This window comes from Pseudomonas sp. IzPS59 (assembly GCF_014863505.1).
In the GTDB taxonomy this organism is placed as follows: domain Bacteria; phylum Pseudomonadota; class Gammaproteobacteria; order Pseudomonadales; family Pseudomonadaceae; genus Aquipseudomonas; species Aquipseudomonas kribbensis.
Genome location: NZ_CP062251.1, coordinates 4,737,166 through 4,760,591, shown reverse-complemented (window position 1 = coordinate 4,760,591; position 23,426 = coordinate 4,737,166). Strand labels below are relative to the sequence as shown.

Below are 23,426 nucleotides of genomic sequence, written 5' to 3'. Positions count from 1 at the left end.
GGAGCTGTCAATGTGCTCAAGCGGGTTTCTCGGTGCTTCTGTAATTAGTTGTCGCATTGAAGAAATATCGGCTTCGGGCCTGTCGTTAGAATGCCGATCACTCGCTCGTCGTGGCTCGCGTTGAAGCCTTCAGGGTTTGTTCGGAAATATCCCACGCACGCAGCAACCGCTTTCGTTCCACCCATTCGCATATTGGGCTGTCGCTCACTCTGCCGTTTTTGCCCTTTACCGATGGAGTCCCAAGATGAAGAAACTTGTGCTGCTTGGCGCCCTGGCACTGTCCGTGCTGTCCCTGCCGACATTCGCCGATGAAAAGCCTCTGAAGATCGGTATCGAAGCGGCTTACCCTCCATTCGCATCCAAAGCCCCGGACGGCAGCATCGTCGGTTTCGACTACGACATCGGCAACGCACTGTGCGAAGAAATGAAGGTCAAGTGCCAGTGGGTCGAGCAAGAGTTCGACGGTCTGATCCCGGCACTGAAAGTGCGCAAGATCGACGCGATCCTCTCGTCCATGTCGATCACTGAAGACCGCAAGAAGTCCGTGGACTTCACCAACAAGTACTACAACACCCCGGCCCGCCTGGTCATGAAGGAAGGCACCGTGGTCAGCGACAAACTGACCGAGCTCAAGGGCAAGAACATCGGCGTGCAGCGTGGTTCGATCCACGAGCGCTTCGCCCGCGAAGTCCTGGCTCCGCTGGGTGCCGAAATCAAGCCATACGGCTCGCAGAACGAAATCTACCTCGACGTGGCCGCCGGTCGCCTCGACGGCACCGTGGCGGACGCCACCCTGCTGAACGACGGCTTCCTGAAAACCGACGCCGGCAAAGGCTTTGCGTTCGTCGGCCCGCAGTTCACCGATGAAAAATACTTCGGCGACGGCGTAGGCATCGCGGTACGCAAGGGCGACGCCCTGAAAGACAAGATCAATACTGCCATCGCGGCCATCCGCGAAAACGGCAAGTACAAGCAAATCCAGGACAAGTACTTCGACTTCGACATTTACGGCAAGTAAAGACGTCGCTCGACCCGTCCGAAATGGCGCAAGCAACAGGATCTCTGCGGTTTGCGCCATTTTTTCATCCCAACTTTCGAGGACCTGAATCATGTTGAAAGGCTACGGGGCTGTCATCCTCGATGGCGCTTGGCTGACGCTTCAGCTCGCCTTGTCGTCCATGGCCCTGGCCATCGTTCTCGGGCTGATCGGTGTCGCATTGCGCCTGTCGCCAGTGCGCTGGCTGGCCTGGCTGGGCGATCTGTATTCCACGGTGATCCGCGGGATTCCCGACCTGGTGCTGATCCTGCTGATCTTCTACGGCGGTCAGGACCTGCTCAACCGCGTCGCCCCGATGCTCGGCTATGACGAGTACATCGACCTGAACCCGCTGGCCGCCGGCATCGGCACCCTCGGTTTCATCTTCGGTGCGTACCTGTCGGAAACCTTCCGTGGCGCGTTCATGGCGATCCCCAAGGGTCAGGCCGAAGCCGGCATGGCATACGGCATGAGCAGCTTCCAGGTGTTCTTTCGGGTGCTGGTGCCGCAGATGATCCGGCTGGCGATTCCGGGCTTCACCAACAACTGGCTGGTACTGACCAAGGCCACCGCGCTGATTTCCGTGGTCGGTCTGCAAGACATGATGTTCAAGGCCAAGCAGGCGGCCGACGCCACCCGCGAGCCTTTCACCTTCTTCCTCGCAGTGGCGGCGATGTACCTGGTGATCACCAGTGTCTCGTTGCTGGCGCTGCGTCACCTTGAGAAGCGCTACTCGGTAGGCGTAAGGGCGGCTGATCTATGATCTTCGACTACAACGTCATTTGGGAGTCGCTGCCGCTGTACCTCGGCGGCCTGGTGACCACCCTCAAGTTGCTCGCGCTGTCGCTGTTCTTCGGTCTGCTGGCGGCGTTGCCGCTGGGACTGATGCGCGTCTCCAAGAACGCCGTGGTCAACGGTGCCGCGTGGCTCTACACCTACGTGATTCGCGGTACGCCGATGCTGGTTCAGCTGTTCCTGATCTACTACGGTCTGGCCCAGTTCGAAGCGGTGCGTGAAAGCTTCCTCTGGCCGTGGCTGTCCAGTGCAACGTTCTGTGCGTGCCTGGCGTTCGCGATCAACACCAGCGCGTACACCGCCGAAATCATCGCCGGCAGCCTGAAGGCCACGCCGAACGGTGAGATCGAAGCGGCCAAGGCCATGGGCATGTCGCGGGTCAAGATGTACAAGCGCATTCTGTTGCCGTCGGCTCTGCGCCGGGCGCTGCCGCAGTACAGCAACGAAGTGATCATGATGCTGCAGACCACCAGTCTGGCGTCCATCGTGACCCTGATCGACATCACCGGCGCGGCCCGTACCGTCAACGCGCAGTTCTACCTGCCGTTCGAGGCGTACATCACCGCCGGCGTGTTCTACCTGTGCCTGACCTTCATTCTGGTGCGCCTGTTCAAGCTGGCCGAGCGTCGCTGGCTGAGCTACCTGGCCCCGAGGAAGCACTGATATGGAACGCATCGACCACGTTCTGCCGTGGAGCCATCTGGGCAGCGAGCGCCGGATTTCGGTTTTTCGCTTCGGCAGCGGCGAACGCAAGGCCTACATTCAGGCCAGCCTCCATGCTGACGAATTGCCCGGCATGCGTACTGCCTGGGAACTGAAAAAACGCCTCGGCGAACTCGAAGCCAAGGGCCTGCTAAACGGCGTCATCGAACTGGTGCCGGTGGCCAACCCGCTGGGTCTTGGCCAGTTGCTGCAAGGCAACCATCAGGGCCGTTTCGAGGCCGGTAGCGGCAAGAACTTCAACCGTGATTTCGTCGAGCTCAGCGCCCCGGTGGCTGCAAAGCTTGAAGGACAACTCGGTGATGATCCGCACGCCAACATCCGTCTGATCCGTCAGGCGATGGCCGATCATCTGGCCGCATTACCCGAGGCCGGCAGCCAGTTGCAAGGCATGCAGCGCATCCTGCTGCAACACGCCGCGACTGCCGATGTGGTGCTGGATCTGCATTGCGACTGCGAAGCCGCGCTGCACATGTACGCCTTGCCGCAGCACTGGCCGCAGTGGCGTTCGCTCGCCGCGCACCTGGATGTGAAAGTCGGCCTGCTGGCGGAAGATTCCGGCGGCAGCTCGTTCGATGAAGCCTCTTCGCTGCCGTGGCTGCGTCTGTCGCGTCTGTTCCCGGACGCGCAGATTCCACTGGCGTGCCTGGCGACCACCGTTGAACTGGGTGGTCAGGCCGACACCACACCTGCACAAGCCGAGGCTTGGGCAGAGGGGATTCTGGCGTTCCTCGCAGAACAAGGCCTGATCCGTGGCGAGTGGCCGAGCGCCGTGCGCGAACCGTGCGAAGGCATGCCGTTCGAAGGCACGGAACTGCTCCTGCCGCCGCATCCCGGTGTGGTGAGTTTTCTGCGCAAGCCCGGCGAGTGGGTTGAAGCCGGTGACGAGATTTTTGAAGTGATCGATCCGCTGTCGGATCGGGTCAGCACGGTGTGTGCTGGTACGTCCGGGGTGCTGTTTGCCATTGAGCGGCTGCGTTACGCCCAACCCGGTTTCTGGCTGGCCAAAGTGGCGGGGCGCGATGCGCTGCGCGACGGCCCTTTGCTCAACGACTGACTGTTTTTGTGAGAACCGACCGCATGTACAAACTTGAAGTCCAAGACCTGCATAAACGCTATGGCAGTCACGAAGTGCTCAAGGGCGTTTCCCTGAAAGCGGCCGCCGGCGATGTGATCAGCATCATCGGCTCCAGTGGCTCCGGCAAAAGTACTTTCCTGCGTTGCATCAACCTGCTCGAGCAGCCGCACGCGGGCAAGATCCTGCTCAACAACGAAGAGTTGAAGCTGGTGGCAAACAAGGACGGCGCGCTGAAAGCCGCTGACCCGAAACAGCTGCAACGCATGCGTTCGCGCCTGTCGATGGTGTTCCAGCACTTCAACCTGTGGTCGCACATGACCGCGCTGGAAAACATCATGGAAGCGCCGGTTCACGTGCTGGGTGTGTCCAAGGCTGAAGCCCGCGAGAAAGCCGAGCACTACCTGAACAAGGTCGGCGTGGCTCATCGTAAAGACGCGTTCCCGGGACACATGTCCGGTGGCGAGCAGCAGCGTGTGGCAATCGCCCGTGCGCTGGCTATGGAACCGGAAGTGATGCTGTTCGACGAGCCGACTTCGGCCCTCGACCCGGAACTGGTCGGCGACGTGCTGAAAGTCATGCAGGCCCTCGCTCAGGAAGGCCGCACCATGGTGGTGGTGACTCACGAAATGGGCTTCGCCCGTGAAGTGTCGAATCAGCTGGTGTTCCTGCACAAAGGCGTCGTGGAAGAAAGCGGTAACCCGCGCGAAGTGCTGGTCAATCCGCAGTCGGAACGTTTGCAACAATTCCTCTCGGGCAGCCTCAAGTAATCGCTCCCGTTATGCACCAAATTAGGTCATGCTGCGCAGCGCGCCAGATGGTCTAATTTGGTTGCAGCCGATTTCGGTTTTTCCCTCTGTTTACGTTTCGGATCGCCCGCCATGACTGCCCATCGAATTGGTTTCCTGATTTGGCCCAGCACTAAAGCTCTGACTTTGGCGCTGGCAGAGGAGGCCTTGCGTGTCGCCCAGCGTGTGCATCCGGACGTGGTTTACGAGTTGTCGTTCCTGCAGGCCGAAGCACCGACCGAAGGTGAATGGCAACTGCCCGGCGAACCCTGGGCCGGCAAGCTCGAAAACTTCCAGAAACTGTTCCTGCTCGCTGACGAGCCACCGACGACTTTGGCGCCGGCACTCAGCAGCGCGCTGAAACAACTGGTGCGCGCCGGTTGCGTGATCGGCGGTCTATCGGCCGGTGTGTATCCGCTGGCGCAACTCGGTCTGCTCGACGGTTACCGCGCGGCGGTGCACTGGCGCTGGCAGGACGATTTCGCCGAGCGCTTCCCGAAAGTCATCGCAACCAGTCATCTGTTTGACTGGGATCGCGATCGCCTGACCGCGTGCGGCGGCATGTCGGTACTCGATCTGTTGCTGGCGGTGCTGGCCCGTGATCACGGTGCGGAACTGGCCGGTGCGGTTTCCGAAGAACTGGTGGTCGAGCGCATCCGCGAAGGTGGCGAGCGTCAGCGCATTCCATTGCAGAACCGTCTCGGCTCCAGCCATCCGAAGCTCACCCAGGCCGTGCTGCTGATGGAAGCCAACATCGAAGAACCGCTGACCACCGACGAAATCGCCCAGCACGTGTGCGTGTCCCGTCGCCAGCTGGAGCGGATCTTCAAGCAATACCTCAACCGCGTGCCGAGCCAGTACTACCTGGAACTGCGCCTGAACAAGGCCCGGCAGATGTTGATGCAGACCAGTAAGTCGATCATCCAGATCGGCCTGTCCTGCGGCTTCTCCTCGGGGCCGCATTTCTCCAGCGCCTATCGCAACTTCTTCGGCGCCACGCCGCGGGAAGACCGCAACCAGCGGCGCAGCAGCAGTCCTTTCGAACTGTCGTCGGTGCCGCCGGAGCGCGGTTGATTCAAGCGTTGCTAATCCTCGATCTCGACACTGGGGCGACCGCGCACAGGGGGATGTTCGAGCACGCCGTCAACGTTCAGCGTCATGCCTGTTTCCTGGTAGTAAGCCCGGATTCGCTGCATGGCCTGAGCGGAGAAAGGGTTGCCGCGCAAGTCGTAGCGATCACCGACATAGGCCGGTACCTCCATCAGTTCGTCCGGCATTTCTCTGATTTCATTGCCTGACAGATCCAGCTCCATCCAGTTGAAGTTGCCGAGCACCCCCTTCGGGATTTCGCGAATGCCGGTGGTGCTCAGATCCAGATCGGTAAGCCCCTGCAAATTGCTGAGGTCAGGCGTCAGCCCGAGCGGATTGTCATGCAGGTGCAGTAGATCAAGGCCGTCCAGATTCGCCAGGCCGGCCACATCCCGTGGTGACAGGGTGAGGTCGCATGCCGGCAGGCTCAAGGTGTTGAGCTGTTTCATCCGGAAGATGGCTTCGGGGATGCCGGTCAGGCCGTAGCCTTGAATATCGATGCTGACGAGATTGGGGAATGCTTCGAGGAATCGTCCGACCCGTGGCGAGTCATCATGGGTATTTACCAGGTACAGATCCGAAACGTGACCGAAATCGGCACTCAGTGTCGGCAGCTCTCCCAGGATCGTCAGCCTGAAAGAGAAATCGTGATCACCCACGTCCGAGCCTTCGACAGGTGTTTTACGCCAACTAGACAGCAACGTTTCCTTGAACTGTGCTCTGTTTTGCTCCTCTGCCAGGCGTTCGTCCTGTGTGAGCGGCTGACCGTTCGAGCGATGCTCGGGAATCTCGCTTTCCCAGGCTGCCAGATCGCCCAGCAATTGCCCGAGTTCGGCTTCCCGGCGGGCCAGTTCGAGTCGACTACCGTCCAGCGTGCCTTCGAGTCGGTAGAAAAAAGCGCTGGCCTGTTCATCGCTCAGCGCCGGATAAAGCGTCCGGACACGTGCGATCTCTGTCGGCTCGGCCAGTACGCCGAGGTTTTCTCCGGTTCCGCGAAAGTAGCTCTTGATGCGCTCTCGGGTCAGCGCGTTCAGTGGGTTGTTGCCGAAGTCAAAACCGTTGGTGACGGAGGCGGGCAGGTCGAAGAGCTCTACGGGCAGTTCGGTCAGATGATTACCGCTGAGGATTGCCGTTTCCAGTCCAGGAGCGTCCAGCAAGCCTTGAGGCAGTGCGGAAATCCCAGTGCTGGATAGGTCGAGAAACTCCAGAGACGGCAGCCTGCGGATGTCGGGCACCCGGCCCAGCGGATTGTTGTAGAGATCGAGCCTGAGCAGTTGCTTCAGCGAATGCAGTGCGACGCTGCCCTCGTCATTCAGCACGACCCCGCAGTTGCTCAGCACCAGTTGTTGCAGATTCGGCATCCCGCTGAGTGCCGGCGGAATCTCTGCCAGTGCCAGGTCGCGCAGTTCAAGCGAGTCGAGACCGGTGAAGCCGCGCAGGAACTCCGTACCGGCCCGCAGTTGGGGATTGCCGATGATCGACAACGTCGTGACATGAGCGAAGTCTGCGCTCAAGGCTGGCAGCTCACCGATGAAGTCCGGGTCCAGGTTGAGGGCTGCAGCTCTCGATTCCGGGTTTGTCGCAGACCTTTGGCGCCAGAACGCTTCGATCTCCAGGCGAAACGTCGTTCGGCGCGCGAACTCTGCGGCGCGGTCGCTTTCGGTCAGTGCAAGGTCACTGACCGGATAGCGTTCCGGGATGTCGGTTACCCATTGTTCCAGATCCTCTTCAAGTTGCCGCAGTTCAACCTCCCAGTGCTCAATCTGCAACCGGCCCTCATCAAGCGTCCCCTCCAGCAGGTACAGCACTCGATTGGCGTCTTCATCGTCCAGAGACGGAAACAGTTCGCGGATCCGCACGACGTCTTCCCGTGGCATAGAAACACCAAAGCTCTGCCTGAACTGCCGGTAACAAAGCTTGATGCGTTTGCGCATGGCGGATGACAACGGGTTGTCGGCAAGGCTGATCTGCCGGGGTGGCCGGGCGTCGATTCTGAAGAGGATGTCGGGCAGTTCGCGGATCTGGTTGCGATCGAAGAAGGCAGCGAGGAGCCGGGGATGATCGAACAAACCGTCGGGCAGGCTCGAAATGCCGCTGTCGGTCATGTGCAGTTGAAGCAGTGCCGGTAGTGTTTTGAGGGTGGGGGATTGCCCCAGTGGATTCCGGTTCAGGTTGAGGTACTGCAGACCGCGAAGGGACGACAGGGTCGCTTGGTTTTGTGGGGTTAGCGTCAATTCGCAATTTTCCAGGGCCAGTCGTTCCAGAGAAGGAATGCGCAGGGCGGGCAGCGGACTTTGCCCAAGATTGAAATCGTGAAGTTCCAAATGGCGCAAGGCCGAGAAGGGTTGAAGAAATCCGTCAGGGATGATCACTGTCGGGTTGCCGGTGATTGAAAGTACGCGGATGTGGCTGAAGTCTGTCGTCAGACTCGGCAAGTCGCCGCTGAAGGTCAGATTGGCGACCAGTGAGTCTCCCCGTTGTCTGGGATTTTCCGGCAATCGAGCGCGCCACAGTTTTTGCAATCGTTCGGCAAATGCTGTTCTTGCCGCGTGTTCCGCGAGGAACTCCGGGGGAGTGAAGGGGCGGTGAGTGACTGGATGGGTCTGGGGAATCGCCATTTTCCATTGCGCCAGATCGGCGGTGAGTTGCTCAAGCTCCGCTTTCCAGTGTCTGAGCTGACGCCGACCGTGCTCCAGGTCACCAGGTAAACCATAGAACACGTCACTGGCCTCTTCACGATCCAGGCCGGGAAACAGCGCCTGGGTAGCCTCGATGTCTGCCGGCTCGGCGAGTACCGCGAAATCCACGCCGGCTTCTCGGGAATGACGCTTGATCCTTTCAAGCGTGTCGTTGCTCAGCGGGTTGCCTGAGAAATCGAACCCTTCACTGGCGGAGGCGGGCATTTCAAACAAGGCCTCGGGCAGTTCGCTGATTCGATTGTCACTGACGATGGCGGTACGCAATTTCGGGTGGCCGGGCAGGCCGTCCGGAACCTGAGTGATGCCCGTGCGAGAGAGCTCCAGATAAGTCAGTTCAGTCAGGCTGCCGACGTCGGGCGCGTTGACCAACGGGTTGCCAGGCAGCTCGAGGGATTCAAGCTCGCGCATCGAAGCCAGTGCGATCTGCAGCTCGCCTGTGAAGGTCACACCACAATTCTTCAGAAGCAGTGTCTCGAGTGCCGGCAGGCCAGTGAGTGTCTGTGGCAACTGATCAAGTGCGAAGTCGTGCAGTATCAGGCGTTTCAATCGGGGGAAGCTTTGGAAGAAAGCGGAGGTGGCACTGATCTGCTTGTTTCCGTTCAGGGACATGGCGGTGATATGGCCGAAATCTGCCATCAATGTGGGCATGTCCCCCATGAACGATGCCTGTGCCGAGAATGTGTCTGCCCTTGTCAGCGGATGTGCGGTCGAGCGGTGACGCCATAGCCGTTCAATCCGGCCGGCAAATATCTCGCGCTCGTAAAACTGACTGGCGTGTTCCCCGGGTGTCAGTATTTCACCGGTGACCGGATTGCGATTCGGTGTGCTTCGTGACCATGTGGCCAGGTCGGTGGTCAGTCGGGCTATTTCGCTTTCCCATCGCTCCAGTTGAAGTCGGCCTTGTGCCAGCGAGCCGGGCAGGCTGTAGATCAGCTCGCTGGACTGACGCTCGTTCAGGTCGGTGAACAGTGCCCTGGTGCGGTTGATATCCCCTTGCTCGGGGCGAATGCCCAGGTCACTGCCGGTCCGGTTGAAATAGATCTTCACTTTTTCCCGGGTTGCACTGGAAAGCGGATTGCCGAAAAAATCGTACCCGGCTGTGAGCGCGGCAGGCTGTTCAAAAAAGGGATCGGGGAGTGTGGTGATCTGGTTATCGGCGAGCCACACGCTGATAAGGCGCGGGTGACTGAGCAATCCTTGCGGGACTTCGGAGATGCCGGTGCTGGAAAGGTCGAGGTGAGTCAGATTCGGCAAGGAGCTGATATCGAGCGTCGAGCCCAGCAGGTTGTTGCTCAGGCTCAGCGCGTTCAGCTCGTTGAGGGATGACAGCCGCGACTGGTTTTCCGGCGTCAGGACGACACCGCAACGTTGCAGCGCCAGCTGATTAAGGTGCGGGAGGGTCGCCAGGCGCGGTGGCAGCTTGTGCAGGTCGAAATCGCGCAGATCCATGCGCACCAATCCCTGGAAGTGTTCAAGAAAAGCATTCACGGCACCCGGTCCACCGCTGCCGACCAGCTCCAGATCGACGACATGGCTGAAGTCTGCCGTCAGGGCGGGCAGATCGCCCACGATCGGCTGGGAAAAACGCATTTCGTAACCATGGAGGCCGCGCATCTCTCTACGCCAGCAGATGCGCAGAGCGTGGGCGAACATCTGGCGGTCGCGGATGGCGGCCATCCGCTGGTCGTCCGGTATCCGGGTTCCATCTGCCGGGTTGATCTCCGGGAGGTCGAACATCCATTGATTGAGGTCGCTATCGAGTTGTGCGTATTCAAGCTGAAGCCGGGACAGCTCGGCAATTGCGCCGCCCGGGTGGTTTTCAAGCCGTCGAGCCATGGCGAGCCGATCGCTGTCGGACATTCTCGGATACACCTGTCTGATCCGGTTTTCCAGCGTGCGGGGTGTTTGCGGGGCCGGTGGTGTGTTGCGTGAGTAACCATCAGCACCCAGCAATCGCAAGGCATCCACGGCAGGTGCCGGGACAGGGGCGGGCAAGATCGCCAGTCGCAGTTCTGTGCGGGGGAGCGGATTGTCGCGGATGGCTTGCCTGAGCTTTTCACCTTCGCCGATCCGCAGGTTCAATTCCTGCCGTTGCGCGTCCGGCAGGGCTTGCAGAACTGCCGTGTAGAAATCGGTGGGGCCAAGCAGTTCCAGTCCCTGTTCGTCGTGTGGCTGCCAGAGCCCATCGGACTTGCGGACCAGCACTTTCTGGATGGGGGCTTCGATGGGTCCGGTACTGTCGAGTAACCGTCCTGCCCGGTACTGCGCACGGACTTCAAGACGTACGTCTGTTGGCCAGCCCGGTAACTGTTGAAGGCTGTGCAGGGCGAGGGTGTCGGAATCGGGATTGTGCACCGAGTCCAGTTCAAGCCCCTCGTAAGCACGGGTAATGCGCAGCTCGTGCGTGGCCTGTTCAGTCAGCGTCTGCTGCCGTTCGGGCCAGTGTCCCTGGCTGATCTCCAGCAGCTCTGAACCGGTCGCTGTACTCAGCAGTTCTTCGGTGATTCTGATGGGCAGTTGCGGTGCATGCAGAGTCACATGTCTGGCCAAGGGATCAGCGCTCTGTTGCAGCCTCTGATAGCGCGCCTCAAAAAGTGAAAGGCGCTGTTGTCGGGCCAGCTGTGCAAGCATGGCTCTGAGTTTTCGGGTGCGCGCGTCAAGGGCGAACATCTCGCCGAACGCCTCGCCCAGCAATGTGTTGATTTCCGGTTCGTCGAGTGTCTGGAGTAGCGTCTTGAGCAAGTCACCCTCGGCAAGGCTGTCCTGGCGAATCTCTGTCAGTGGAAGGTTTTCGTCGGTAGAGGATTGCCATGCGATCTCACCCTGCTCGTTGATGAGCCGCAGCCTTCTGGTGGCCGGCCACAGATTCTGTTCCTTGAGAAGCTGGAGCTGGATCAGCGGATCCGCATTCAGGTATTCCTCGGGTCTGTCGCTGGCGATCCGGTCTAGGAAGTCCTGCAAGTCCTGATCAATCCGAAAGCGCTGGATACTGTCAGCCAGCAGGGGTGGCAAGCGCTCCTGGTCGACGTGCATTTTGCGCAGCGCATCCTCCGGAAAACCGCTGACCTTGAGGATCCGCTCGCGTCGGGCAGGGGAAAAGTCTTCGACGCTATGGCCGATGCGTTGCAATGCAGTCGGGGTGTCCCACTCGAGCGGTCGTTCAAGCTCGGTGTAGAAGGCGCCCTCGCCGTTATGACGCACGATGGGGCGGTAGGCGTCCTTGCGGGTCGGATGCTCGATGTAGAGTTTGCCGGGATGCTCGTGATCGCTGACTTCGTAATGGCTCTGGTCGACGGGGAGCAGTCTTTTCCCTTGGTGCAAGCGCAGTCCCTGTGGGTCAGGCCCGGCCCCCTTGGGTGGTTGAATCCGGCGTGCGTAGGGTTGCAGATCCGGTTTCCAATAAAGTGTTTTGCCATTGCGCAATTTCACGGGCTGGAACCGGTCGATCAGTGCGATGAACTCGGCCGGCAATACGGTCGGCAGCTCCTCGACGGCGATGGCACCACCGATGCCGAAGGCCCCGAGCTGGATCAGCGACTCCAGTGCGCCGAACATGTGCTCGGCAACTTCTGTGCTCAGCCCTTCGGCCCAGTCGACGACGCCTTCGAACACTTCGTCGAGAAACTGATAGGCCATGTACGCCATCATCATTTCGCCCAGAAAGGGGACGAAGGGCATCAGCACGAACGAGGCGATTTCAAGAATCGAAGAGGCAATCCGGCTGAAGGTGTCCCATGTTGCCCAGCGCGCGTTGCGGTCGACCGTGGCGGTCGGGACAGCGATCGTCGCCGCGTCATTGAGGATCTTGTTCAGCTTTCGTTGATAAAGCTGATCCAGCAGCGGGCCCTCAATGGGCGTGGCGGAAAATTGCAGATTGGGCTTGTCGACGGGCGTGTCGCGCCAGGCGGGCAACGAGCTGCCGGGTTCCGAAGGGTGCCATTTCACCCGACTCAGACGCTGCCCGAGGTCGGCGAAAAAGTACCCGCGCTGGTCATGGGCCACGAAGCGGCTGAAGAATTTCTGATACTCCGGGTTGCGCAACTGACGTGTCAGCTCGCGCATCATTTCTACAGTCGAGGCGTATTCCTTGACCGGGTGCTCGGGGTCGTCCGGCACATAGGCCACCACTCTGACCGGGGTGCGTGCCTGCTGCAGATCCGGCGCAAAAAGAACGATGCCGGTCAGCTTCGACGACATCATGCTCAGGTCATGGCAAAGCAGTGCCTGACCATTGACTCGCATGCCTTGCAGATCGTCGAGCAAACCGCCAATCAGGCGTGCGTACAACTCGCTGACATCGCCCTTCATTCGCGCCATCTGCAAAGCGGCCTGGAGAGCGGCTTTTTCGCTGGCGTCGATGCGCTGACGCAGGGGCGCGCCGGCAACGGCGTCGTCGATGACGAGGTTTTCTTCAAGATACGTCTTGTAGCGGGCGCCGATGTCCAGTTCCCGGCACAGGCGGGTGAACGCCGCGATGCTCAGGCGTGCCTTTATCTGCGGCAGGGTTTCGAACTGACCTGACGGTGATGGCCTGGTCGTGAAGGTCGACTCGCTGGAGTAAGCGTCAGCTTCGGTTTCGTCTTCTTCGAAATTGTGCAGTGCTGCATCGAGCAGCGACACCGTCCAGGTCCGGCTGCCGGTGGTGATCGGGAACCCGGGCGTTGTCACCGGGATGTAGAGGTGCAGGAAGGTGTTCCTGACATCCACGTCCAGCTTGAATCTGCTCTTCAGCGCCTGGGTCAGGATCGGCTCGGCGTAGGCGCTGGCGTCCTGCAGATGCTCAAGCGTCCGGTCGATGGTGTTTTGCACGCACATGCGCCGGGCGATGAGCGCTCTCAGTTCATCATGTTGTGCCTTCGGCGCTTTTTTCAGTGTGTCGGTGAGCATGCGGCGATTGTGCTTCAGGGCCTGACGGCGGGCGGCCGACGCTTTGCCGAGCCATTCCGGAAAAGCGTTTCTGAGGGGTTCGTAGTGCTCGGGGGGATTGAGCGGTGTGTGGGCTGCAATCTGTCCGGTGGATGCCTGCATCGGGTCTGTCCATGTACGTCGGGAAACCGTCAGCAAACCAGAGATCTCTGCAACGGATGCGGTACATATGTATGACAGACCGGTACATGCCAATTGATATGCTCGTGGGCCTGCTGCAATTGTCGGCGACGGTTTAAACTGCGCCTTTGCGACGCTATATGTCGCATTGCCGTAAACCCGGGAAAATCCGGGGTTTGCGCTATAAGAAGTTGTCGCTTGGCGACAAGGCCGGGCATAAAACTGTCCTTACAATCCCCCCATCGCTCGCCAGTTTCAGGCGGGTGGCCCTCATCAGGAGACTCCGATGTCCGTTGAGCACGCTGCGGTACAACGCGCCGATTTCGACCAGGTTATGGTTCCCAACTACGCGCCTGCCGCTTTCATTCCGGTGCGTGGCGCCGGTTCCCGCGTCTGGGATCAGGCCGGCCGCGAGCTGATCGACTTTGCCGGCGGCATCGCCGTCAACGTATTGGGCCACGCGCATCCGGCGCTGGTCGGTGCCTTGACCGAGCAGGCGAACAAGCTGTGGCACGTGTCCAACGTGTTCACCAACGAACCGGCCCTGCGTCTGGCGCACAAGCTGATCGACGCTACCTTTGCCGAGCGCGTGTTCTTCTGCAACTCCGGCGCCGAAGCCAACGAGGCCGCTTTCAAGCTGGCCCGTCGTGTCGCGTTCGATCGTTTCGGCACCGAGAAATACGAAATCATCGCCGCGCTCAACAGCTTCCACGGCCGCACCCTGTTCACCGTGAACGTCGGTGGCCAGTCGAAGTACTCCGACGGTTTCGGCCCGAAAATCACCGGCATCACCCACGTGCCGTACAACGATCTGGCGGCACTGAAAGCCGCTGTTTCGGACAAGACCTGCGCTGTCGTTCTGGAACCGATCCAGGGCGAAGGCGGCGTGCTGCCGGCCGAGCTGGCTTACCTGCAAGGCGCTCGTGAACTGTGCGACGCGAACAATGCGCTGCTGGTGTTCGACGAAGTGCAGACCGGCATGGGCCGTACCGGCAACCTGTTCGCCTACCAGCATTTCGGCGTGGTTCCGGACATCCTGACCAGCGCCAAGAGCCTGGGCGGCGGTTTCCCGATCGCTGCGATGCTGACCACCGAAGCGCTGGCCAAGCACCTGGTCGTCGGCACTCACGGGACCACCTACGGCGGCAACCCGCTGGCGTGCGCCGTGGCTGAAGCGGTAATCGACGTGATCAACACCCCTGAGGTGCTGAACGGCGTCAACGCCAAGCACGACAAGTTCAAGACCCGCCTGCAACAGATCGGCGAGAAGTACGGCCTGTTCACCCAAGTGCGCGGTCTTGGTCTGCTGATCGGTTGCGTGCTGAGCGACGCCTGGAAAGGCAAGGCCAAGGACATCTTCAACGCCGCTGAAAAAGAAGGCCTGATGATTCTGCAGGCCGGCCCGGACGTGATCCGTTTCGCCCCGAGCCTGGTGGTTGAAGACGCGGATATCGACGCCGGTCTGGATCGCTTCGAACGTGCTGCGGCGAAACTGACCCAAGCCTGATTCATGCAAGACCGCCCTACGCCTGTCGTGATCAACAGGTGTAGGGACAATTTTCCTGTGCCGGGCCTGCCCGGCATTTTTTTCCCGAGTCGGCGCTTTCGCCGACCTGAAGTAGAGAAAGGAGTGACACCATGCTGGTGATGCGCCCCGCGCAAATGGCTGATCTGGGCGAGGTACAGCGTCTGGCTGCGGACAGCCCGATTGGTGTCACTTCCTTGCCGGATGACGTTGAACGCCTGAGCGACAAGATCGCCGCGAGCGAAGCCTCGTTTGCCGCCGAAGTGAGCTTCAACGGTGAAGAAAGTTACTTCTTCGTCCTCGAAGATACCGCCACCGGCAAACTGGTGGGCTGCTCGGCGATCGTTGCTTCGGCCGGTTATTCCGAGCCGTTCTACAGCTTTCGAAACGAGACGTTCGTACACGCTTCCCGCGAGCTGAAGATCCACAACAAGATCCACGTGCTCTCGCAGTGCCACGACCTGACCGGCAACAGTCTGTTGACCAGTTTCTACGTGCAGCGCGAGCTGGTGGGTTCGCCGTTCTCAGAGCTCAACTCCCGTGGCCGTCTGCTGTTCGTGGCCAGCCATCCGGAGCGGTTCGCCGATTCGGTGGTGACCGAGATCGTCGGTTACAGCGACGAGAACGGCGATTCGCCGTTCTGGGACGCCATCGGTCGCAACTTCTTCGATCTGAACTACGCCGAGGCCGAGCGTCTGTGTGGCCTGAAAAGCCGCACGTTCCTCGCCGAGCTGATGCCGCATTACCCGATCTACGTGCCGCTGCTGCCGGACTCCGCTCAGGAAGCGATGGGCCAGGTGCACCCGCGTGCGCAGATCACCTTCGACATCCTGATGCGCGAAGGCTTCGAGACCGATCACTACATCGACATCTTCGACGGTGGCCCGACCCTGCATGCGCGTGTCTCGGGGATCCGTTCGATCGCCCAGAGCCGCGTGGTGCCGGTGAAGATCGGCGAGCCGGTCAAAGGTGCCGGGCGCCAGTATCTGGTGGCCAATGCCCAGTTGCAGGATTACCGCGCGGTACTGCTGGAACTGGATTACGCACCGGGCAAACCGGTGACCCTGGATCTGGAAGCGGCCGAAGCCCTGGGCGTCGGTGAAGGTGCCAGCGTGCGCCTGGTGGCGGTTTAACGCCTTAGCGAGTTTCACGGGTGGCCACGGCGGCCCGTTTGAGGAGATAGCATGATTGTTCGCCCCGTACGCAGCAGCGATTTGTCCGCTCTGATCGACCTGGCCCGCAGCACCGGCACCGGCCTGACCACTTTGCCGGCCAACGAAGAGCGCCTGACCCACCGGGTCGGCTGGGCCGAGAAGACCTTTCGCGGTGAAGCCGGCCGTGGCGACGCGGACTACCTGTTCGTGCTCGAAGACGATAACGGTCGCGTGGTGGGGATTTCCGCCATCGCCGGCGCCGTCGGCCTGCGTGAGCCGTGGTACAACTTCCGTGTCGGCCTGACCGTCAGCGCCTCGCAGGAGCTGAACATCTATCGCGAGATCCCGACGCTGTTCCTGGCCAACGACCTGACCGGCAACTCCGAGCTGTGCTCGCTGTTCCTGCACGCTGATTACCGCACGGGCCTCAACGGTCGCATGCTGTCCAAGGCGCGGATGCTGTTCATCGCCGAATTCCCTGAGTTGTTCGGCAACAAGATCATTGCCGAGATGCGCGGTGTATCCGATGAAGCCGGCCGTTCGCCGTTCTGGGAAAGCCTGGGCCGTCATTTCTTCAAGATGGAATTCAGCCAGGCCGATTACCTGACCGGCGTCGGCAACAAGGCGTTCATCGCCGAACTGATGCCGAAATTCCCGCTGTACACCTGCTTCCTGTCGCCGGACGCGCGCAACGTCATCGGCCAGGTGCATCCGGACACCGAGCCGGCGCTGGCGATGCTCAAGAGCGAAGGCTTCAGCTACCAGGGTTACGTGGACATCTTCGACGCCGGTCCAGCCATCGAATGCGAGACCAGCAAGATCCGCGCGGTGCGTGACAGCGAGGCGCTGGTGCTGGCCATCGGCACGCCGGGCGACGACGCCACGCCGTTCATCATCCATAACCGCAAACGCGAAGACTGCCGCATCACGGCTGCGCCGGCCCGTCTGGCCGCCGGTACGCTGGTGGTCGATCCGCTGACCGCCAAACGTCTTCAACTCAACGCTGGCGATCAGGTTCGCGCCGTGGCGTTGTCCGCTGCCCGGGAGTCGAAATAATGAATTCGCTATACATCGCAGGTGAGTGGCTGGCCGGTCAGGGCGAGGCCTTTCAATCGCTGAACCCGGTGACCCAGCAAGTGCTGTGGTCGGGGGAGGGGGCCACCGCCGCTCAGGTCGAGTCGGCCGTGCAGGCTGCGCGTCAGGCGTTCCCGGGCTGGGCCCGTCGCACGCTCGAAGACCGCATCAGCGTGCTCGAAGCGTTCGCCGCCGCGCTGAAAAAACACGCCGATGAACTGGCCCGCACCATCGGTGAGGAAACCGGCAAGCCGCTGTGGGAAGCCGCGACCGAAGTCACCAGCATGGTCAACAAGATCGCGATCTCGGTGCAGAGCTACCGCGAACGTACCGGCGAGAAGAGCGGCCCGCTGGGCGACGCCACCGCCGTGTTGCGCCACAAGCCCCACGGTGTGGTGGCGGTGTTCGGCCCTTACAACTTCCCCGGCCATTTGCCGAACGGTCATATCGTGCCGGCGCTGCTGGCCGGCAACAGCGTGTTGTTCAAACCGAGCGAACTGACCCCGAAAGTCGCCGAGCTGACGGTCAAGTGCTGGATCGAAGCCGGTCTGCCGGCCGGTGTGCTGAACCTGCTGCAAGGCGCCCGCGAAACCGGGATTGCCCTGGCGGCGAACCCGGGCATCGACGGTCTGTTCTTCACCGGTTCCAGCCGTACAGGCAATCACCTGCACCAGCAGTTCGCCGGTCGTCCGGACAAGATCCTCGCGCTGGAAATGGGCGGCAACAATCCGCTGGTGGTCGATCAGGTCGCTGATCTTGATGCGGCGGTGTACACGATCATTCAATCGGCGTTCATATCTGCCGGTCAGCGTTGCACCTGCGCCCGTCGTCTGCTGGTGCCGCAAGGCGCGTGGGGCGACAGCCTGCTCAAGCGTCTGGTGGAAGTCAGCTCGACCATCGAGGTCGGCGCGTTCGATCAGCAGCCGGCGCCATTCATGGGCTCGGTGGTTTCCCTCGGCGCGGCGAAAGCGTTGATGGATGCCCAGGCGCATCTGCTGGCCAATGGCGCAGTGTCGCTGCTGGCCATGACTCAGCCACAGGCCCGGTCGGCGCTGCTGACCCCGGGCATCGTTGATGTGACGGCGGTTGCCGATCGCTCCGACGAAGAACTGTTCGGCCCGTTGCTGCAAGTGATCCGCTACGCCGATTTCGCGGCGGCGATTGCCGAAGCCAACGACACCGCGTTTGGCCTGGCCGCCGGCTTGCTGTCGGATTCCGAAGAGCGCTATCAGCAGTTCTGGCTGGAAAGCCGCGCGGGTATCGTCAACTGGAACAAGCAACTGACCGGTGCTGCGAGCAGCGCGCCGTTCGGCGGTGTGGGCGCTTCGGGCAACCACCGCGCCAGCGCCTACTACGCGGCGGATTACTGCGCGTACCCGGTGGCCTCGCTGGAAACCCCGAGCCTGGTATTGCCGGCAGCCCTGACACCAGGCGTGAAGATGGCGTGATGCCCATCGCTGGCAAGCCACCTCTCACAAGGACGATGAGTTCCCTGTGGGAGCTGGCTTGCCAGCGATGGCCGCGCGGCGGTCTTACTGAATAGTTACTGAAGCCTATAACAACAGATTCTCGTGGAGCCTCGCTGATGAAATCCTTTGAAGTCAATTTTGACGGTCTAGTGGGGCCGACCCATAACTACGGTGGTCTGTCCTACGGCAACGTTGCGTCCCAGAGCAACAGCCAGCAGTCCTCGAACCCGAAGGAAGCGGCGCTGCAAGGCCTGGCGAAAATGAAAGCGCTGATGGAAATGGGCTTTCAGCAGGGCGTTCTCGCACCACAGGAGCGTCCGGACGTGGCGGCTCTGCGCCGTCTGGGTTTCAGCGGCACCGACGCCCAGGTGATCGAGCGCGCCGCGAAAGACGCGATGCCGCTGCTGGTCGCCAGTTGCTCGGCGTCGAGCATGTGGGTGGCCAACGCCGCCACGGTCAGCCCGAGTGCCGACACCGCTGACGGTCGCGTGCACTTCACCGCCGCCAACCTGAACTGCAAATACCACCGCAGCATCGAGCACCCGACCACCAGCCGCGTGCTGGGTGCAATGTTCGCCGACCAGCAGCACTTCGCTCACCACGCCGCATTGCCGGCAGTCGCGCAGTTCGGCGACGAAGGCGCAGCGAACCACACACGTTTCTGCCGTGAGTACGGCGAGGCCGGCGTCGAGTTCTTCGTGTTCGGTCGCAGTGCGTTCGACACCCGTTACCCGGCGCCGCAAAAGTACCCGGCGCGCCAGACCCTCGAAGCCTCGCAAGCAGTCGCCCGTTTGCACGGTCTGCGTGATGACGGCGTGGTCTACGCGCAGCAGAACCCGGCGGTGATCGATCAGGGCGTTTTCCACAACGATGTGATCGCAGTGGGCAACGGCGAGGTGCTGTTCTATCACGAGGACGCGTTCCTCGACACTGAGAACATGCTGGCAGAACTGCAAGCCAAACTGGCCAAGGTCGGCGGCAAGTTCCAGTCGGTCTGCGTGCCGCGTTCGGCGGTTACCGTGGATGACGCGGTGCGTTCCTACCTGTTCAACAGCCAGTTGTTGTCGCGTCCTGATGGCTCGATGCTGCTGATCGTGCCGGAAGAGTGCCGTGGCAACGAGCGCGTGTGGAATTACCTGCAAGGCCTGACCAGCTCCGGCGGCCTGATCCGTGAGGTGAAAGTCTTCGACCTCAAGCAGAGCATGCAGAACGGCGGTGGCCCGGCGTGCTTGCGTCTGCGCGTCGCGCTCAACGAAACCGAGCTGGCGGCCGTCAACCCAGGGGTTATCATGACCGCCCCGTTGTACGGTTCGTTGACCGCATGGGTTGAAAAGCACTACCGCGACCGCCTGAGCGAAAGCGATCTGGCGGACCCGCAATTGCTGCTTGAATGCCGGACGGCACTGGATGAACTGACGCAAATCCTTAAACTGGGCGCGGTTTATCCATTCCAGATCAATTGATGACCGGTGCGCCGCTTCGTCGCGGCGCACGGTTCCATCTCCCCAAGAGAGCGTAAAACATGAGCGATTCCCTGCAGCTGATCCTTGAAGACACCGACGGCAAGCAACTGGAAACGTCCTGCACCCGCGTCGCGGTCATGTGGCAAGGCAAAGAGCTGTGGATCCAGCAGGACGGCCGCGGCCAGCTGCTGATCGGCGTGGACGTCGAAGAAGGCGACGAAGAGTACGCCAACCTGTTGCTGCGCCCATTGGCGACTAATCTGGTAAGTCTGCAACTGGAGATGGAACCGGCTGACCTCGGCGACGATGACGGTCACGTGCACGGCCCGGATTGCAACCACGACCACTAAGGAAACCGCTCTATGCTCGCCCTCGGCAAACTGCTTGAACTGACCCTCGCCGGCCGCGAACCGGCGGAGAAGACTCAACTGACTGTCGAAGGCGTGCGCATGCGCTGGCTGAGCGAGGGTGCGCTGGAAGTCCGGCCACCCGAAGCGCGCGACAATGGCCTGGACCTGCTGCTGTCGGCAGGCATCCACGGCAACGAAACGGCACCGATCGAATTGCTCGACCGGTTGCTGCATGACATCGCCCGCGGCGACTTGAAGCCGCGCGCACGCATTCTGTTCCTGTTCGGCAACCCGGAAGCGATTCGCAAGGGCGAGCGTTTTATCGAGCAGGACGTCAATCGGCTGTTCAACGGCCGTCACGAGCAAAGCAGCGGCTCCGAAGCCCTGCGCGCCTGCGAGCTGGAACGCCTGGCCGCGAGCTTCTTCAGCGTGCCGGATCGTCAGCGCCTGCACTATGACCTGCACACTGCTATTCGCGGTTCGAAGATCGAGCAGTTCGCGTTGTATCCGTGGAAGGAAGGGCGCCAGCATTCCCGTCTTGAACTGGCCCGCCTGCGCGCCGCCGGCATGGAAGCGGTGCTGTTGCAGAACAAACCGTCGATCGTCTTCAGTTCCTACACCTACGACAAGCTCGGCGCCGAGTCCTTTACGCTGGAGCTGGGCAAGGCACGGCCATTTGGGCAGAACGCCGGGGTCAATGTGTCGCTGCTGGAAACCCGTCTGAAGCAGATCATCGAAGGCACCGAGCCGGAGAAGGCCGAGCAGGGCCTGGACGGTCTGCAACTGTTCAGCGTGGCGCGGGAAATCATCAAGCACAGCGACTCGTTCCGCCTGAACCTGCCGGCGGACATCGAAAACTTTTCGGAGCTGGATGTGGGTTATGTGCTGGCCGAAGACCTGGCCAATACCCGCTGGATCATCGAAGAGCAGGGCGCGCGGATCATCTTCCCCAATCCCAAGGTCAAGAACGGCCTGCGGGCGGGCATTTTGATCGTGCCGACCACTGACGAAAATCTCGCCTGAAACTGAATCGCCCCCACGCGGTGCATGGGGGCGATCGTTATTGCATCAGACCGCTACAGCTCGCGGCTCGGTGCGGCGCAATGCACGCACTTTCTGCAGCGTATCCGCGCAAGTCTTCGCCGCTTCCTGACCCTTGTGCACGAAATGCTCGAAGAAGAACTTCTGGTGTTCTTCGCCGGCGTGGAAGTGGTGCGGGGTCAGCGAAACCGAGAACACCGGCACTTCAGTTTCCAGCTGAACCTGCATCAGGCCGCTGACGACCGACTGGGCAACGAATTCGTGACGGTAGATCCCGCCGTCCACCACCAGGGCGGCGGCAACGATACCGGCATAGCGACCGGTCTTGGCCAGCAGCTTGGCGTGCAGGGGCATTTCAAAGGCGCCGCCGACTTCGAAGAAATCGATGTCCGATTCCTGATAACCCTGAGCGATCATTTCGGCGAGGAAGCCTTTACGGCTCTGATCGACGATTTCCTTGTGCCAGCAGGCCTGGATGAACGCGACGCGCTCGCCGTGAGGGTGTTTGCTTTTGCTGTCGATAGCGGTGGGTTGCATGTTCTGACTCCTGTTTGTGTGAAAAACAGGGCGTTATGAATCGAAAGGGATTCAAGGGTACGCACGCTCGCGCGAACACGGCGGACGGCCCTTTGGCGTCAATCCCGTTCTCTCTTCATCCGGACTGTGACCGTCGGCCCCGGAATCACACCGGGTCTGCTGACCTTGCCGCCGTTCACGGTTTTCTGCCGTGTCCGTCACCAAGCGCTCGCGGGCTATGCGCATTGCGCGCAATTACCGCCGGTGGGGAATTGCACCCCGCCCTGAGAACGTTTCGCCGCCCTTTATCGGGCGGCGCAGCGTTTTTAACACAGATCGGCGGGCTGTGCATTGCGCCTTTGTGATGATTGCCATCGGATTTTTCGAAGCGTGGAAACGACTTTTCCTTGCGCGAGGGTTGATTAATCCGCGCCATGCCCGCAGTAATTCCTCTACGAAAAGGGATTTCCCCTGCTGACCAGAGGCCAGGTTCATGAGCGTTATCGATCTTCGCAGCGACACCGTCACCCAACCGACTCCCGCCATGCTCGACGCGATGACCGCGGCGGCCACTGGTGATGATGTGTATGGCGAAGATCCGACGGTCAATCGTCTGGAAGCCGAACTGGCAAAACGGCTGGGTTTTGCTGCGGCGCTATTCGTCCCGACTGGCACCATGAGCAACCTGCTGGGTTTGATGGCGCACTGCGAACGCGGGGACGAGTACATCGTCGGCCAACAGGCGCACACCTATAAGTACGAGGGTGGCGGCGCAGCAGTGCTCGGCTCGATTCAGCCGCAGCCGCTGGAAGTGCAGGCCGATGGTTCGCTGGACCTGGATCAGGTGGCAGCGGCGATCAAGCCTGACGACTTCCACTTCGCCCGGACCCGCCTGCTGGCACTGGAAAACACCATGCAGGGCAAGGTGTTGCCGATGGAATATCTGGCTCGGGCGCGTCAGTTCACTCGAGACAATGGCCTGCAGCTGCATCTGGACGGTGCGCGGCTATACAACGCGGCGGTCAAGCTCGGCGTTGATGCCCGTGAGATCACGCAACATTTTGATTCGGTCTCGGTGTGTCTGTCCAAAGGCCTCGGCGCGCCGGTGGGGTCGGTGCTTTGCGGTTCGGCCGAGTTGATCGGCAAAGCGCGGCGCCTGCGCAAAATGGTCGGCGGTGGCATGCGTCAGGCCGGTCTGCTGGCGGCGGCAGGTTTGTATGCGCTGGATCACAACGTCGAGCGTCTGGCGGATGACCATGCCAACGCGCAATTCCTGGCCGAAGGCCTGCGCGAGGCCGGTTTCACCGTCGAACCGGTGCAGACCAACATGGTTTACGTGCAGATGGGTGACCGTGCCGAAGCGATCAAGGCATTTGCCGCCGAGCGCGGGATCAAACTGAGCGCTGCCGCCCGTCTGCGGATGGTCACGCACATGGACGTCAATCGCTCGCAAATCGAGCAAGTGATCGCGACATTCGTCGAGTTTTCGCGCAAGTGACAGCGTTAGCCCCTCAATTGACCGTTTCTATCGTATAAACACGCTGTACCCCGCGCGCAGGGCCGATATAATGCGGCCCTTTGCCGTC

At 61.0% G+C, this 23,426-nt stretch carries 16 protein-coding genes and 1 riboswitch; of the genes, 14 read left to right on the top strand and 2 right to left on the bottom strand.

Annotated features, from left to right (window positions below; all coding sequences use genetic code 11):
* Positions 1 to 244 precede the first annotated feature (244 nt).
* The 6 genes from IF189_RS21325 (at position 245) to argR (ending at position 5,488) form a co-directional block, all read left to right on the top strand.
* Complete coding sequence (locus tag IF189_RS21325) at positions 245 to 1,018, top strand: ABC transporter substrate-binding protein (RefSeq protein WP_065261786.1); 774 nt, start codon at positions 245 to 247, stop codon at positions 1,016 to 1,018.
* 91 nt (positions 1,019 to 1,109) lie between these two features.
* Entirely contained in the window at positions 1,110 to 1,799 is a 690-nt protein-coding gene (locus tag IF189_RS21320; RefSeq protein WP_065261785.1) for an ABC transporter permease, read from the top strand.
* Positions 1,796 to 2,494: an ABC transporter permease gene (locus tag IF189_RS21315; protein WP_085709717.1), complete on the top strand. Its 699-nt coding sequence runs from the start codon at positions 1,796 to 1,798 to the stop codon at positions 2,492 to 2,494. The genes IF189_RS21320 and IF189_RS21315 overlap by 4 nt, the downstream gene beginning before the upstream one ends.
* A 1-nt stretch (position 2,495) precedes the next feature.
* Positions 2,496 to 3,608 carry a succinylglutamate desuccinylase/aspartoacylase family protein gene (locus IF189_RS21310; RefSeq protein ID WP_192552209.1) on the top strand — a complete coding sequence of 371 codons (1,113 nt, stop codon included), beginning with the start codon at positions 2,496 to 2,498 and terminating at the stop codon, positions 3,606 to 3,608.
* A 23-nt stretch (positions 3,609 to 3,631) separates the two neighbouring features.
* Positions 3,632 to 4,396 (top strand): ABC transporter ATP-binding protein, encoded by a 765-nt coding sequence (locus IF189_RS21305; RefSeq protein ID WP_003227281.1) that lies wholly within the window; start codon positions 3,632 to 3,634, stop codon positions 4,394 to 4,396.
* Between the two features lie 111 nt (positions 4,397 to 4,507).
* Positions 4,508 to 5,488: a transcriptional regulator ArgR gene (gene argR / locus IF189_RS21300; RefSeq protein WP_085709719.1), complete on the top strand. Its 981-nt coding sequence runs from the start codon at positions 4,508 to 4,510 to the stop codon at positions 5,486 to 5,488.
* An 11-nt stretch (positions 5,489 to 5,499) separates the two neighbouring features.
* On the opposite strand, the gene IF189_RS21295 is transcribed toward argR, so the two are convergent.
* Positions 5,500 to 13,230 carry a dermonecrotic toxin domain-containing protein gene (locus tag IF189_RS21295; protein WP_192552208.1) on the bottom strand — a complete coding sequence of 2,577 codons (7,731 nt, stop codon included), beginning with the start codon at positions 13,228 to 13,230 and terminating at the stop codon, positions 5,500 to 5,502.
* Positions 13,231 to 13,534: 304 nt separating this feature from the next.
* On the opposite strand from IF189_RS21295, the gene IF189_RS21290 reads away from it, so the two are divergent.
* From IF189_RS21290 to astE, 7 genes are all read left to right on the top strand, one after another.
* Positions 13,535 to 14,755 (top strand): aspartate aminotransferase family protein, encoded by a 1,221-nt coding sequence (locus tag IF189_RS21290; RefSeq protein WP_085709721.1) that lies wholly within the window; start codon positions 13,535 to 13,537, stop codon positions 14,753 to 14,755.
* Positions 14,756 to 14,886: 131 nt separating this feature from the next.
* Positions 14,887 to 15,906 (top strand): arginine/ornithine succinyltransferase subunit alpha, encoded by a 1,020-nt coding sequence (aruF, locus tag IF189_RS21285; protein ID WP_096818103.1) that lies wholly within the window; start codon positions 14,887 to 14,889, stop codon positions 15,904 to 15,906.
* A gap of 51 nt (positions 15,907 to 15,957) precedes the next feature.
* Positions 15,958 to 16,983: an arginine N-succinyltransferase gene (astA, locus tag IF189_RS21280; protein WP_027612638.1), complete on the top strand. Its 1,026-nt coding sequence runs from the start codon at positions 15,958 to 15,960 to the stop codon at positions 16,981 to 16,983.
* Positions 16,980 to 18,449, top strand: coding sequence for a succinylglutamate-semialdehyde dehydrogenase (gene astD / locus IF189_RS21275; protein ID WP_167748777.1), 1,470 nt, complete (start codon positions 16,980 to 16,982; stop codon positions 18,447 to 18,449). Before astA ends, astD begins: the two co-directional genes overlap by 4 nt.
* A gap of 137 nt (positions 18,450 to 18,586) precedes the next feature.
* The gene (astB, locus tag IF189_RS21270; RefSeq protein WP_085709723.1) at positions 18,587 to 19,933 is read left to right on the top strand and encodes an N-succinylarginine dihydrolase; all 1,347 of its coding nucleotides are present in this window, start codon (positions 18,587 to 18,589) and stop codon (positions 19,931 to 19,933) included.
* Between the two features lie 59 nt (positions 19,934 to 19,992).
* On the top strand, positions 19,993 to 20,283 hold the full coding sequence (locus tag IF189_RS21265) for a topoisomerase II (RefSeq protein ID WP_134827826.1): 291 nt from the start codon (positions 19,993 to 19,995) through the stop codon (positions 20,281 to 20,283).
* Positions 20,284 to 20,295: 12 nt separating this feature from the next.
* A complete protein-coding gene (astE, locus tag IF189_RS21260; protein WP_192552207.1) occupies positions 20,296 to 21,306 on the top strand; it encodes a succinylglutamate desuccinylase in 1,011 nt (336 codons plus the stop codon).
* Between the two features lie 45 nt (positions 21,307 to 21,351).
* On the opposite strand, the gene IF189_RS21255 is transcribed toward astE, so the two are convergent.
* Entirely contained in the window at positions 21,352 to 21,861 is a 510-nt protein-coding gene (locus IF189_RS21255; RefSeq protein ID WP_039772077.1) for a 6,7-dimethyl-8-ribityllumazine synthase, read from the bottom strand.
* Positions 21,862 to 21,963: 102 nt separating this feature from the next.
* Positions 21,964 to 22,136: riboswitch (FMN riboswitch) on the bottom strand.
* A gap of 197 nt (positions 22,137 to 22,333) precedes the next feature.
* Here IF189_RS21255 and ltaE point away from each other — a divergent pair.
* On the top strand, positions 22,334 to 23,338 hold the full coding sequence (gene ltaE / locus IF189_RS21250) for a low-specificity L-threonine aldolase (protein WP_192552206.1): 1,005 nt from the start codon (positions 22,334 to 22,336) through the stop codon (positions 23,336 to 23,338).
* Positions 23,339 to 23,426: the final 88 nt, after the last annotated feature.

Coding starts and splice junctions, on each gene's coding strand:
- argR (WP_085709719.1), top strand. CDS start 4,508: ATGACTGCCCATCGAATTGGTTTCCTGATTTGGCCCAGCACTAAAGCT.
- IF189_RS21315 (WP_085709717.1), top strand. CDS start 1,796: ATGATCTTCGACTACAACGTCATTTGGGAGTCGCTGCCGCTGTACCTC.
- IF189_RS21305 (WP_003227281.1), top strand. CDS start 3,632: ATGTACAAACTTGAAGTCCAAGACCTGCATAAACGCTATGGCAGTCAC.
- IF189_RS21295 (WP_192552208.1), bottom strand. CDS start 13,230: ATGCAGGCATCCACCGGACAGATTGCAGCCCACACACCGCTCAATCCC.
- aruF (WP_096818103.1), top strand. CDS start 14,887: ATGCTGGTGATGCGCCCCGCGCAAATGGCTGATCTGGGCGAGGTACAG.
- IF189_RS21255 (WP_039772077.1), bottom strand. CDS start 21,861: ATGCAACCCACCGCTATCGACAGCAAAAGCAAACACCCTCACGGCGAG.
- IF189_RS21320 (WP_065261785.1), top strand. CDS start 1,110: ATGTTGAAAGGCTACGGGGCTGTCATCCTCGATGGCGCTTGGCTGACG.
- IF189_RS21325 (WP_065261786.1), top strand. CDS start 245: ATGAAGAAACTTGTGCTGCTTGGCGCCCTGGCACTGTCCGTGCTGTCC.
- astB (WP_085709723.1), top strand. CDS start 18,587: ATGAAATCCTTTGAAGTCAATTTTGACGGTCTAGTGGGGCCGACCCAT.
- IF189_RS21265 (WP_134827826.1), top strand. CDS start 19,993: ATGAGCGATTCCCTGCAGCTGATCCTTGAAGACACCGACGGCAAGCAA.
- astE (WP_192552207.1), top strand. CDS start 20,296: ATGCTCGCCCTCGGCAAACTGCTTGAACTGACCCTCGCCGGCCGCGAA.
- IF189_RS21290 (WP_085709721.1), top strand. CDS start 13,535: ATGTCCGTTGAGCACGCTGCGGTACAACGCGCCGATTTCGACCAGGTT.
- ltaE (WP_192552206.1), top strand. CDS start 22,334: ATGAGCGTTATCGATCTTCGCAGCGACACCGTCACCCAACCGACTCCC.
- IF189_RS21310 (WP_192552209.1), top strand. CDS start 2,496: ATGGAACGCATCGACCACGTTCTGCCGTGGAGCCATCTGGGCAGCGAG.
- astA (WP_027612638.1), top strand. CDS start 15,958: ATGATTGTTCGCCCCGTACGCAGCAGCGATTTGTCCGCTCTGATCGAC.